Source organism: Enterobacter cloacae complex sp. HYC033_NIDB (assembly GCF_056673335.1).
In genome coordinates this window covers 3,035,980-3,048,548 of the sequence record NZ_CP115123.1, presented here as the reverse complement: position 1 = coordinate 3,048,548, position 12,569 = coordinate 3,035,980, and the positions used below count along the sequence as shown (strand labels likewise).

The window sequence follows — 12,569 nt, the reverse complement described above, 5'->3', positions numbered from 1 at the left end:
ACGCGATGAAACATTTACTGATGACGCTCTTTTCCAGCCCGGAATCCTTGTTGCAGGTCATGAGTCACCAGGAAATTATCGAAGCCGTAGAAGATGGCGACCGCATCATCATCGATCAGGATGGAAACGCCTCGGTTAACTACAAAAGCCACGAAGTACGGCAGGACTTTCTGCGCCATGTCAACGCGCTGAAGAGGGCCTGAAATGGGAACGGCAATATTCATGGTATTGATGGTATGCGGGTACTGGTACACCAGCCGCGACCTCTCAACACGGTTTAAAATCAAGCGATCCTTTGGCTGGGACGTCTATTTTCTTGTTGCACTGTATGGCTGTATTTTTGTTCTTCAGGGGGTGATCGCCACCGGCCTGCTGTGGCTGCTGTTGTTCGCCCTCTCCGCCGCCGATAACACGTTCCATTTCACGTCAGCAAAATATGCCGACTGGCAAATTGATTTTATGAACTGGAGCTTCCTGGGGATTCAGGCCCCGGTGGTGGTGATGCTGACCTTCGCGATCCTGTTTTGTCTCTACCGATCGAACTGGGCCGGAAGCGCGCGGCTGGACGGCGATGGCCGGAAAAAATTGTACAAGCGGCTGGCGCAGTCGAGCGGGATTGAACAGCTGCTCTATCAGTGCATGGAGGAAGGTGAACTGGCGCACGTCACGCTGAAATCGCGGCGGATCTATATTGGCATGATCCATACCGCCACGCTGGAGTATGAAAAAACGGCCAATATCGTGCTTATTCCGATGCTGAGCGGCTACCGTGACGGGAAGAACATGCAGCTCTGTATCGAACATAACTACAGCAAATGGTATGCCGAGCATGACATTACGCTCGATTCAGAGCCCAAAAGCGCCATGGATTTTCGCAAAGTGATCATGCTGGATCAGATCGAGAGTATTTCGCTGTTCGATCCGGCAAGCGCCAGCGCGCTGGCGATGCGTGAATAAAAAAATGGCGCCTTATCGCAATAAGGCGCCAGGATTAACCAGGATGAACGCTAAACTTATGGCGTCACAATATTGAACCAGAAGTCAAACTTATCCATGTAACTCAGCATCTCTTCCAGCTTCGCTCCGTCTCCGCTCACCTTCACGTCACCCTTATCCATCGCCTGCTTCAGCGTCTCTTTCTTAAGGATGATGTTGTTCAGCGTGGTGCGGTCCAGCGTGATGGTTGCGTCGGCATCCTTCGCCTGCGCGTTGGCGGTATGGTTCAGCACGCCGTTTTCCAGCTCCAGCTTGTATTTGCCGCCATCCTTACCCAGATCGATGTTAAAGACCGCTTTCGCGTTACCGGCCCGTACCCCGTTGATGTGCACGCCCAGGTAGTCGAAGAACATTTCCGGGGTCATCGCCCGCACGGTATCCGGGCTGGCGGTGTTCGGCGTCGGCAGCTTCTTCACGCCATTACGCAGTTCCTGCGCGCCGGTCAGGTAGAAGTTACGCCAGGTGCCCGCTTCCGCCTGGTAACCTAACTGCTCCAGCGCGTCGGCTTCCAGATTACGTGCCGTAGCGTTCTGCGGATCGGCGAAGACAATTTTGCTGGTCACCTGCGCCACCCAGCGGTAGTTGCCCTGCTGATAGTCAGCTTTGGCTTTCTGCATGATGGCATCGGCCCCTCCCATGTATTCCACAAACTTCTTCGCAGCCTGTTCAGGCGGCAGTTCGTCGAGGGTAGCCGGGTTGCCGTCGAACCAGCCGAGATAAAACACGTAGGTGGCTTTGACGTCGTGGCTGACGGAACCGTAATAGCCGCGGCTCGCCCACTGTTTTTCCAGCGATTCCGGCAGTGTAAATTCAGCGGCGATCTCGTCGCGGGTCAGCCCCTTGTTTGCCATACGCAGGGTCTGGTCGTTGATGTAGCGATACATATCGCGCTGGCCTTTCATCAGCTTGACGATATTCTCGTTGCCCCAGGTCGGCCAGTGGTGCTGCGCAATAATCACTTCCGCGTCCGCGCCCCAGCGCTCAATGGCGGCGTTGATGTACTTAGACCAGGCCAGCGGATCGCGGATTTTCGCGCCGCGCAGGGAGTATGTGTTGTGCAGGGTATGGGTCACGTCCTCTGCGGCTTCGATCATTTTCTTCTCTTTGACATACCACAGCATTTCGGACGGGGCTTCTGAGCCCGGCGCCATCATAAAGTCGTAGGTCAGCCCGTCAATCACTTCCTGCTGGCCGGTATGGGTAATGTAGTTGGTCGGCGGGATCAGGGTCACCGTACCCGCAGAGGTGGTGGTGCCAAGACCCGCCCCCACCTGGCCTTTTGCATCCGGCTTCAGCAGGTTGCCGTACATATAGCTCGCACGGCGGCTCATCGCATTCCCGGCCATAATGTTTTCGGAAACCGCTTCTTTCATAAAGCCTTCCGGGGCGTAGATCTTCACTTTGCCGGACTTCACGTCGGCTTCGTCAACCACACCGCGCAGGCCGCCGTAGTGGTCGACGTGACTGTGGGTGATCACCACAGCGACGACTGGTTTCTTGCCGCGGTTTGCATAGTAGAGATCCAGCGCTTCTTTCGCCGGTTCAGCGCTTAGCAGCGGGTCGATAACGGTGATGCCCTTCTCGCCTTCAATGATGGTCATGTTGGAGAGATCGAGATTGCGGATCTGATACACGCCGTCGGTGACCTTAAACAGCCCGCCAATGTTGATCAGCTGTGACTGACGCCACAGGCTCGGGTTTACCGTATCTGGGGCTTTTTCACCCTCTTTCACGAAATCATATTTCGCCGGGTTCCAGATAACGTTCCCCTGCTCGCCTTTAATCATGTTTTGTGGCAGCGGGGCGATAAAACCTTTATGGGCGTTCTCAAAGTCGGTTTTATCGGCAAACGGTAATTTGTTATACAGGGCGTTATTTGCCTGCCGGGTTGTGGCAGTGGCATCCTGCGGCTGCGCTTCCGCAAACGCGGAAAGCGACAGCGACGTTAACACACCGGCAAGCGCCAGATGTTTAGCAATTAGGGTTAATTTCATTGAATGGCCTCGTAGATTAATTGCGCCGCCTGGATATTTACTGTTGGCGGATAATTTTAATGCGAACTCATTGACGACCATTCTAATCAGAATACTTTCTCATCATAGTCCCATATGGGACTGGTTATTTATCGGTTCGTAATCCGGGGGCTATTGCTGCTATACTCGCTACCACGGCAGACGTTGCGGGGAGAGGCTTAGCGTGAATTTTCAGGATATCCATACCTATTATCAGCAACTCAATATTGGGCAATTCTTTCCGCACATGCTTTGTAAAGGCGAGGCCTTAACCGTTGCCGCAAATAAAAAATTCACCGTCGAGCCTGGCTATATCTATTTTTGCACTGAAGGGTCGCTGACAATATTAATGCCTGATGATGGCCTAAATATTGGCAATACTATCGAGTATATGCCGATAGGGTTAATGGAAAGGTATTGTCCACTGGCGAAGTATGAATATCGCAGCAGTGCGAAGGTGAAGCTGGTGAGAATAGCCTGGGCCGACTTCGACCAGCTATTTTTCGAGGGCGGGTCTGAGCGCATGCAGGCGCTGGCCACCATACTGACCTACATGTCCATTTTCACCATCGATCTGCACAATGAACGCAGGCAGGTCACCAGCTACCAGACCATCAAACCGATGCTCTATCGCTATCTCTATCGGCAGGAGACCCACACGGGAGAGAATGAGGGCCTGGCGCTTTTTATCATCAAGCGCACTAACCTGTCACGCACGCATGTCTTTCGCGTGCTGGCAGATCTTAAAGCCGGGGGCTATATCACCATGAAGCGCGGAAAGCTGGTGTCGATTGACCGCCCCCTGCCGGAAGCGTATTGAGCTCATCTTCACGCCTTGAGCAACGTGCGGGAACGAACGGCCTTATTTATCCCGGCCAGCCGACTTGGGCCGTAAATTCTCATCGAAGACCAGCCGTTTGCGTCCGGGCTCTTCTTCCCGCAGCGGCTCCACCTGATGCAGCGTCTGCTTACAGCGATCCACCAGTACCTGATACTCCCGCGTGCCCTGCTTTTTCCACTCTATTTCCTGCGCGCTTAACTCACGAATCGCTTTCGCCGGACTGCCAAGAATTAAGTGATTCGCAGGCATCTCCGCTTTGGCCTTCACAAACGCCGCCGCCCCGACGATGCTGTTTTCGCCGATCGTCGCCCCGTCCATCACGACCGCATTCATCCCCACCAGCGCATTACGGCGGATAATGCAGCCGTGCAGGATCGCGCTGTGGCCGATATGCCCGTCCTCTTCCACCACCGTGTCCTGCTCCGGAAAACCGTGCATCACGCAGTTATCCTGGATGTTCGCGCCGTCTTTCACCACGATCCGGCCAAAATCACCGCGTAGGCTGGCGTTAGGTCCCACGTAAACACCTTTTCCGAGGATCACGTCGCCAATCAGCACCGCGGTCGGGTGAACATAGCTCTCTTCAGGCACGACCGGCGTCAGACCATCAATTTGATAAACAGGCATACCCTCTCCTTATGTGATATTCAGACCACCAAAACGCTGGTGATAAAGCGTGCCGGGAGCGGGCAGCTCGCCCACGGAGGTTTCCCCCTTCTCACTGACAAACGCCAGGGCTCCCGCCGCCACGCGCTGGTAGATGTTAATACACAGCTGTCGCGCGCTCTGTCCCGCCCAGTGCGCAGGAAGTAACTCCTCCGGCAACAGCGGATCTTTCAGCACCACGCGACGATAAAAATGAATGAGTAACAGCTGGATCTGGAAGCAGCGTTCCGGAGTCAAATCCTCAGGCGGCGCCTCTTTCAGCAGCGGCAGCAGCGGACGGAACGAGTTGATAAACGTTTCGTACATCGCGTTTTGTTCGGTCAGCTGCCAGCACTCTTCCACGCGGGATCGTAACGCCGCGCGTGACAAGGCCAGCGGCGAATGGGCTTCAAAGAAAATGACGTTTTCCGCCACGCCCGCGTCATGCAGCAGAGACTGCACGTCCGCCAGGTTCTGCGACGGCGAGGCCATCAGGCTCGGCGCCAGCGTGCCGAACCCTTGCCAGATGAGCTGTTTTTTCACGTCCGCGAGCGTGGTTTTATCCAGCCCCTCGGAAAGCAGCAGCAGCCATTTACCATCCCACGCCGGCAGTTCCGCACGGTAGATTTTATTTTCCGCGCGGCGGGTCAAACGCAGACCCTTGTCGCTGAGACGGTAAAAGCTGCGACGGCCAATGCGGGAAACGTCCAGCCAGCCCTCTTTGTTGAGGCGAAACAGCGCGGTGCGCACAAAGCGCTCCCCGAAACCCATCCCTTCCAGCAGGGCCGCCAGGCTGCCGAGCCAGATCTCTCCGCCGCGATGGGAAAGCGCATCGCCATACAGCGAGGAGATAAGCGACGTTCCGCTGACGGGAACAGAGCTGACTGCGTGCTGGATAAAGGCATCAAGTTTATTCATGCGATTCATTCTGTTGTTATTTTTTTCCTGGATGAATCATAGCATACGAATCTGGGGTGTACCCTCACCCTAAACCTCTCTCAAAGGGAAAGGGAACTTCATACACCCTCTCCCTTTGGGAGAGGGCTGGGGTGAGGGAAATTCAACCGTTGGCTGCCACTTTACGCAAATCAAACACCCGGCAGGCTTTACCCTCGGAGCGCGGTATACTGCCGCAGTTCACGATCATCACGTCGGTCGAGATCCCCACCATCGATTTAATCCGATGACGCAGCTGATGGCAGACCTGACAGCGCTGTTCATGGGTCAGCGTTAAGCTGCTCTGTTTCAGCTCGACCTTCACCGAAAGTGAATCAAGATGCCCGCGGCGGTTCACCTCCAGCTGATAGTGCGGCGAAAGGTGTTCGAACTTAACGATCTCCTCTTCCAGCTGTGACGGGAAGACGTTAACCCCGCGAATGATGAGCATGTCGTCGCTGCGCCCGCTGATGCGATCCATCCGGCGCATGGTGCGTGCGGTGCCCGGCAGCAGGCGCGTCAGGTCGCGGGTGCGGTAGCGGATCACCGGCAGCGCCTCTTTGGTCAGCGTGGTGAACAGCAGCTCACCCTGCTCGCCGTCGGCCAGCGGCGTGCCGTCATTCGGGTTGACGATCTCCGGGTAGAAGTGATCTTCCCAGATGGTCGGGCCGTCAGCGGTTTCAAGACACTCCATCGCCACGCCCGGCCCCATCACTTCGGAGAGACCATAGATATCCAGCGCGGTAATGCCCAGCCGTTTTTCAATTTCGCGGCGCATCGCCTGCGTCCACGGCTCGGCGCCAAACACGCCGACGCGCAGGGAACAGGCGCTGGCATCGCCGCCCATCTGACGCTCCAGCTCTTCAATCAGGTTCAGGCAGTAAGACGGCGTCACCATGATCATATCCGGCTGGAAATCGCGGATCAGCTGCGCCTGCTTCTCCGTCTGGCCGCCGGACATCGGGATCACCGTCGCTCCCAGACGCTCGGCACCGTAGTGCGCCCCCAGCCCGCCGGTGAAGAGCCCGTAACCGTAGGCGACGTGAATTTTATCCTTCGCGCTGCCCCCGGCGGCGCGCAGGGAACGGGCGACGATATTGGCCCAGTTGTCGATATCATTCTGGGTATACCCCACCACGGTCGGCTTTCCGGTGGTGCCCGACGAGGCATGGATGCGTACCACCTGTTCCATCGGCACCGCAAAGGTATCAAACGGGTAGTTGTCGCGCAGATCCTGCTTGGTGGTGCACGGGAATTTTTGCAGGTCCGCCAGCTCGTTGAAGTCGTCAGGGTGAACGCCCGCGGCATCAAACTTGCGTTTGTACATCGGAACGTTGTTGTAGGCGTGGTGCAGCGTCCACTTCAGGCGCGCGGTCTGCAACGCCTGCAATTCATCAATGGACGCGGTTTCGATCGGATCAAGCTTTGTTGTATTTATCATCGCAGGGTACTCACATTATTGTTCGCTCAAACACGCTCAAGGATCATGGCAATGCCCTGACCCACACCGATGCACATCGTACACAGCGCGTAGCGCCCGCCGCGTCGGTGCAATTCATTGCTTGCGGCCAGCGCCAGTCTGGCACCGCTCATTCCCAGCGGATGACCTAGCGCGATCGCCCCGCCGTTCGGGTTGACATGCTCCGCGTCATCCGGCAAGCCCAGCTGACGCAGCACGCCCAGCGCCTGTGCGGCGAAGGCTTCGTTAAGCTCAATGACGTCCATATCGGTGATACTGAGTCCGGCACGCTCCAGCACCTTGCGGGTGGCGGGCACCGGGCCTAATCCCATCAGGCGCGGCTCGACGCCCGCGGTCGCCATAGCCACAATGCGGGTGCGCGGGGTTAACCCCTGGGCAAGTGCCATCGGCTCGCTGGCGATAATCAGCGCCGCCGCGCCGTCGTTAACGCCAGAGGCGTTCCCCGCCGTCACCACACCGTTCTTACGGAACGGGGCTTTCAGCGCGGCAAGCTGTTCCAGGGTGGTTCCGGCGCGCGGATGCTCGTCCACGCTCACTTCCGTTACCGCACCTTTTTTCCCGGCCACCTGTACCGGGATAATCTCCTGCGCCAGAACGCCATTCTGCTGCGCCCGCGCGGTGCGCTGCTGACTGCGCAGGGCAAATGCGTCCTGATCGGCACGGCTTATATTTAACAATTCCGCTACATTCTCTGCCGTTTCCGGCATGCTGTCAGTTCCGTATTGCTGATGCATGAGCGGATTCACAAATCGCCAGCCGATGGTGGTGTCGAAGATCTCCGCCTGACGCTGAAACGCCGCCGTGGCTTTGCCCATCACGAATGGCGCACGGGACATGGATTCGACGCCACCGGCGATCAGCAGATCGCCATCCCCGGCCCTGATGGCGCGCGCCGCAAAGCCAATGGCATCCAGACCGGAGCCGCACAGGCGGTTAATGGTGGAGCCGGATACCGTCTGCGGCAGCCCGGCCAGCAGCGCCGACATGCGCGCCACGTTGCGGTTATCCTCCCCGGCCTGATTCGCGCAGCCGAAGATCACGTCATCTATGCGCTCCAGATCGAGCTGCGGGTAACGCGACAGCAGCGCACGCAGCGGCACGGCACCTAAGTCATCGGCGCGCACGCTGGATAATCCTCCGCCGTAGCGACCAACCGGGGTACGCACACCCTCACAAATAAATGCGTTACGCATCAGGCTTCTCCTGTCACACTGCCGCCAGTGCGGTGCGATTTCCCGCGAAAAAGAGCGACGGTTTTCTGTTGTTGGTTCTGAATTTCAATGTCGTAGACGCCGGTCAGTTTGCCCTGATGCTTCACCCGCGCGGTGGCGGTGAGCTTATCTCCGGCAAAGCCCGGACGCAGAAAATCGATGGCGCAGCCTGAGGCCACCGCCGCCAGCCCCTGACTGTTGCAGGCGTAGGCAAAGGCGGTATCGGCCAGCGAGAACAGCTGTCCGCCGTGGCAGGTTTTATGCCCGTTGAGCATCTGCGGGGTGATGGTCATGGTCACCACCGCGTAGCCCTCGCCCATGTCGATAATGTCCATCCCCATCGCCTGCGCGCAGGCGTCCCGTTCATACATCGCGCGGGCGTTATGCCAGGCGTTATGACTCATAGCTACTCTCCAGAAGCGCACGCTGGCGCAGCAGTGAACAGGGGCGATAGCGTTCCTCGCCGTAGTGACGTTGCAGATTCTCCAGCAGCGTTAACAGACGCTGCCAGCCAAGGCGCTCGCCCCAGGCGATGGGCCCGCAGGGATAGTTGACCCCTAAGCGCATGGCGGTATCGATGTCTTGCTCGCTGGCGACCCCTTTTTGCAAAGCGTCCAGCGCTTCGTTGGCAATCATCGCTACCGTGCGCCAGACCAGCAGGCCGGGGTAATCGGCAATCTGTACCACCCGTTTCTCCTGATGCTGCAACCAGTAAATGGCTTTCTGCGTGGCGGCGTGCGGGTTGCCCGGTGCGGCGGCTATCACGGCCACATCCCGCTCGATGCGGTCGACCACCACTACCGGGCAGCCGTGGCGCAGCGCCAGCGACTGCGCGGTTTCACCCTGCGTTTCGATCAGCAACAGATCGTCAATTTCCGTGACACCGTCACTTCTTCGCTGTACGCGCATCGGGCTGAAGCTGTCGCTGACCGGGGCGAGCCAGCTGACGGCGGGTTTCTCCTCCAGCCAGCGGTAAACGCCCTGCCCGCTTTTCTTACCCAGACGCCCCGCCAGCACTAGCTCCTGCTGCACCAGCGACGGCAGAAAACGACGCTCCTGCCAGAAGGCGTTAAACACGGAGCAGGTCACGGCAAAGTTGACGTCCTGACCAATCATGTCCGTCAGCTCAAGCGGCCCCATCGGGAAGCCTCCGCCGTCTCGCAGGGCGGCGTCGATCACCTCGGGCGTTGCCACCTGCTCTTCCAGCGCGCGCCAGGCTTCCGAGTAGAACGGGCGCGCCACGCGGTTGACGATAAACCCCGGCGTGGACTGGCAGCGTACCGGCTGCTTTCCCCAGCTCAACGCCAGCTCGCACAGTGCATCGGCCACTTCGGGAGAGGTCGCCAGCCCGCTGACCACTTCCACCAGCTTCATCACCGGGGCAGGATTGAAGAAGTGCAGCCCGGCGACGCGTTCAGGGTGGTTTATCTCCGCCGCAATCGCGGTAACGGAAATGGACGAGGTATTGCTGGCAAGCAGCGTCTGCGGCGGGCAGATCTCTGCCAGCTGGGTAAACAGCGCTTTTTTTACCTCAAACCGCTCGGAGGCCGCCTCGATCACCAGATCGGCTTTCGCCAGAGCACTGATAGTCGTCACCGGCGTAAGGCGGGCGAGGATCTGTTCCCCGGCGTCGGCAGAGAGTTTTCCGCGCGCAACGCGAGAGGAGAGCCGCTGATGAATGCCGTCGATGGCGCGGGAAATCGCCGCTGCATCAATGTCGTACACCAGAACCGGATGACCGTGGCTGGCTGCCACTTCGGCAATACCGGCGCCCATGGTGCCGCTGCCAATGACGGCGACCGTATGGATATTCACCATCTTATTTCCCCGTAAAGTTCGGCGCGCGTTTTGCCAGGAACGCGCTGACGCCTTCCCGGTAGTCGTCGCTGCGTCCGGCCAGACGTTGATAGTCGCGCTCCAGATCAAGCTGGGCGTCGAGGGTATTGGTTTCGGCGGCGTTGATCGCCTGCTTGATCAAGCCCAGGCCAAAGGTCGGCTGCGAGGCAAAATGCAGCGCCATCTGCTGTGCGGTGGCGGAGAGCTGGTCGTCGTCCACCACCTGCCAGATCATTCCCCAGGCCTGTGCCTGCTCGGCGCTGAGCTTATCGCCCAGCAATGCCAGCCCCATGGCGCGGGCGCGTCCGGTCACGCGCGGCAGCAGCCAGGTTCCGCCGCAGTCCGGTACCAGCCCGAGCTTGCTGAAGGCCATCACAAAGCTGGCTGAACGGGCCGCAATCACCATGTCGCAGCCGAGGGCCAGCGTGGCCCCCGCGCCCGCCGCCACGCCGTTAACCGCGCAAATCACCGGCTTCGGCAGTTTTGCCAGGCGGCGCACCAGCGGGTTGTAAAAAGTCTCAACGGACATGCCCAGATCGGGCGCGGGGCCGTTCGGGTCGACGCTACGGTCGTTAAGATCCTGCCCGGCGCAGAAACCACGTCCTGCCCCGGTGATCAGCAGGCAGCGGATGGCGTCATCGCGCTCGGCCTGCTTCAGGCATTCGGAAAGCTGCTGGTGCATGACGTCGTTAAAGCTGTTCAGGCGCTCCGGGCGGTTCAGCGTAATGGTCATTACGCCCTGCTCAACATGGCTCAGAATAGATTCCACAATTAGCGTCCTTTAAAGTCTGGGGTGCGTTTTTGTAAAAAGGCGTTGATACCTTCCCGGCGATCGTCGGTGGCCGCGAGCAACGCAAACAGCTGACGCTCCTGCGCCAGCCCGGCCTGAAGCGGGACTTCCTGCGACTGGCGAAGCGCCTGCTTCGCCGCCTGTAGCGCCAGCGGCGAGTGGCGCGCCATCCGCGCCGCCTGCTTCAGGGCGTACTCCAGCGTCAGCGAGGCCGGATAGACGTCGCTGACCAGCCCGGCGCTGTGCGCCTGAACCGCCGTGATGCTTTCGCCCGTCAGCACCATTTTGCTGGCCAGCGATTTACCCACGCTGCGGATCAGCCGCTGGGTGCCGCCTGCGCCCGGCATGATCCCGAGGGTGATTTCCGGCAGGCCAAAACGGGCGTTATCGCCAGCAATCACGACATCGCAGAGCAGCGCCAGCTCACAGCCTGCCCCCAGCGCGAAGCCGTTCACGGCGGCAATCAGCGGTTTGGTGAAGGCGTTGATCCGCGCCCACAGCTGCGGGCGGATATCGTTCAGGGTGGCGGGCAGGTCTTTCTCCGCCATTTCGTTGAGATCGGCCCCGGCGGCAAAGCAGCGTTCGTTGCCGTACACCACGCAGACGGCGATCTCAGCATCCGCGGCGGCGGCCTCAAGCTGCTCCGCGATTTGCAGGAGCAGCGCATTGTTGAGCGCGTTGCGCGCCGCCGGACGGTTAAGCGTCAGCTGCAACACGCGGCCATGACGGGTGACAATCAGTTCGCTCATGCCATCCCCTTCGCATCAAAATCGACGATAACATCGGCGGTTAACGGCAGCGCCTGACAGCTCAGCACATAGCCTGCGGCCAGCTCGTCCGGCTCCAGGCTGTAGTTGGTCGCCATATCAACTTTTCCGCGCAGCACTTTGCATTTGCAGGTGGCGCATACGCCGCCCTTGCAGGCATAAGGCAGATCCGCCCCCTGACGCAGGGCCGCATCAAGAATGCTCTCGTCGTCCGCCGTCAGGGTGATCTCCCTGTCGCGCCCGTCCTGACGGACGGTGACCTTCTGCCCGTCGGCCTGCACGCTGGCTGTCCGTTTAAAGGCGGTACCCGGCGTGTTAAAGCGCTCAAGATGGATCGCTTTTTCCGGCATACCCAGCGCTTGCAGCGCCGCTTCGGCCTCATCCATCATCGCCGACGGGCCGCAGATGAAGGCTTCATCGTACTGGCGGAAATTCACCAGCGTTTTTGCCAGCGCCTGGAGTTTTTCCCCGTCAATGCGGCCATGGAGCAGATCGCTGTCGAGCGTCTCCTGGCTGAAGATGGCGATCAGCTGCAAACGCTGCGGGTATTTGTCTTTCAGGTCTGCCAGCGCCCGGCGGAACATCATGCTCTGGCTGCTGCGGTTGCCGTAAATCAGGGTGAAGTGGCTGTGGGCTTCAGTGGCCAGCGTAGCGGACATAATCGCCAGCATCGGGGTGATCCCGGACCCGGCGGCAATCGCCAGATAGTGGCCTTCGCGTTCGGCCTGCGGCTGGTAGCCAAAATGCCCCTGGGGCACCATCACCTCCAGCGCCATGCCCGGTTTGATCTCGTCCCGGGCATAGCGGGAAAAACGTCCGCCCTCGATGGCTTTGACCGCCACGCTGAGCTCACCGCACGCGGTGCTCCGGCAGATGGAGTAGCAGCGGCGCAGTTCATCCCCGCCAGGACTGGCTTTCAGGGTCAGATGCTGACCGGGACGGAAGCGGTACGCCTCCTGCAACGCCTGCGGCACCGCGAAGGTAATGGTCACCGCGTCGCGGGTTTCGGGTTCTACTTTTGCCACTGTTAATGAATGAAACGTTGTCATGGCAGC

At 59.2% G+C, this 12,569-nt stretch carries 13 protein-coding genes; 3 read left to right on the top strand and 10 right to left on the bottom strand.

Annotated elements, in window-relative coordinates:
* Positions 1 to 5: 5 nt before the first annotated feature.
* Both O1721_RS14725 and O1721_RS14720 read left to right on the top strand, forming a co-directional pair.
* Positions 6 to 203, top strand: coding sequence for a hypothetical protein (locus O1721_RS14725; protein WP_003857318.1), 198 nt, complete (start codon positions 6 to 8; stop codon positions 201 to 203).
* 1 nt (position 204) lies between these two features.
* Entirely contained in the window at positions 205 to 957 is a 753-nt protein-coding gene (locus O1721_RS14720) for a hypothetical protein (protein WP_017384508.1), read from the top strand.
* A gap of 56 nt (positions 958 to 1,013) precedes the next feature.
* Here the strand turns inward: O1721_RS14720 and O1721_RS14715 are convergent, their stop codons facing one another.
* A complete protein-coding gene (locus tag O1721_RS14715) occupies positions 1,014 to 2,990 on the bottom strand; it encodes an alkyl/aryl-sulfatase (RefSeq protein WP_032648226.1) in 1,977 nt (658 codons plus the stop codon).
* A gap of 202 nt (positions 2,991 to 3,192) precedes the next feature.
* Between O1721_RS14715 and O1721_RS14710 the strand changes: the two genes are divergently transcribed.
* Positions 3,193 to 3,828: a helix-turn-helix domain-containing protein gene (locus tag O1721_RS14710; protein ID WP_023296565.1), complete on the top strand. Its 636-nt coding sequence runs from the start codon at positions 3,193 to 3,195 to the stop codon at positions 3,826 to 3,828.
* Positions 3,829 to 3,870: 42 nt separating this feature from the next.
* On the opposite strand, the gene paaY is transcribed toward O1721_RS14710, so the two are convergent.
* The 9 genes from paaY to paaE all read right to left on the bottom strand — a co-directional run bounded on the left by paaY (position 3,871) and on the right by paaE (position 12,563).
* The gene (gene paaY / locus O1721_RS14705) at positions 3,871 to 4,476 is read right to left on the bottom strand and encodes a phenylacetic acid degradation protein PaaY (RefSeq protein ID WP_006810541.1); all 606 of its coding nucleotides are present in this window, start codon (positions 4,474 to 4,476) and stop codon (positions 3,871 to 3,873) included.
* A gap of 9 nt (positions 4,477 to 4,485) precedes the next feature.
* Entirely contained in the window at positions 4,486 to 5,421 is a 936-nt protein-coding gene (gene paaX / locus O1721_RS14700; RefSeq protein ID WP_015570588.1) for a phenylacetic acid degradation operon negative regulatory protein PaaX, read from the bottom strand.
* Positions 5,422 to 5,554: 133 nt separating this feature from the next.
* Positions 5,555 to 6,871 (bottom strand): phenylacetate--CoA ligase PaaK, encoded by a 1,317-nt coding sequence (gene paaK, locus O1721_RS14695; protein ID WP_032648224.1) that lies wholly within the window; start codon positions 6,869 to 6,871, stop codon positions 5,555 to 5,557.
* 26 nt (positions 6,872 to 6,897) lie between these two features.
* Positions 6,898 to 8,103, bottom strand: coding sequence for a 3-oxoadipyl-CoA thiolase (gene pcaF / locus O1721_RS14690; RefSeq protein WP_032648222.1), 1,206 nt, complete (start codon positions 8,101 to 8,103; stop codon positions 6,898 to 6,900).
* Positions 8,103 to 8,525, bottom strand: coding sequence for a hydroxyphenylacetyl-CoA thioesterase PaaI (gene paaI, locus O1721_RS14685; RefSeq protein WP_015570592.1), 423 nt, complete (start codon positions 8,523 to 8,525; stop codon positions 8,103 to 8,105). The genes pcaF and paaI overlap by 1 nt, the downstream gene beginning before the upstream one ends.
* Positions 8,515 to 9,939 (bottom strand): 3-hydroxyacyl-CoA dehydrogenase PaaH, encoded by a 1,425-nt coding sequence (gene paaH, locus O1721_RS14680; protein ID WP_032668908.1) that lies wholly within the window; start codon positions 9,937 to 9,939, stop codon positions 8,515 to 8,517. Before paaH ends, paaI begins: the two co-directional genes overlap by 11 nt.
* 1 nt (position 9,940) lies before the next feature.
* Positions 9,941 to 10,729, bottom strand: coding sequence for a 2-(1,2-epoxy-1,2-dihydrophenyl)acetyl-CoA isomerase PaaG (gene paaG / locus O1721_RS14675; RefSeq protein ID WP_087654018.1), 789 nt, complete (start codon positions 10,727 to 10,729; stop codon positions 9,941 to 9,943).
* Complete coding sequence (gene paaF / locus O1721_RS14670; RefSeq protein WP_015570595.1) at positions 10,729 to 11,496, bottom strand: 2,3-dehydroadipyl-CoA hydratase PaaF; 768 nt, start codon at positions 11,494 to 11,496, stop codon at positions 10,729 to 10,731. The genes paaG and paaF overlap by 1 nt, the downstream gene beginning before the upstream one ends.
* Positions 11,493 to 12,563: a 1,2-phenylacetyl-CoA epoxidase subunit PaaE gene (gene paaE, locus O1721_RS14665; RefSeq protein ID WP_032648217.1), complete on the bottom strand. Its 1,071-nt coding sequence runs from the start codon at positions 12,561 to 12,563 to the stop codon at positions 11,493 to 11,495. Before paaE ends, paaF begins: the two co-directional genes overlap by 4 nt.
* Between the last annotated feature and the right edge of the window lie 6 nt (positions 12,564 to 12,569).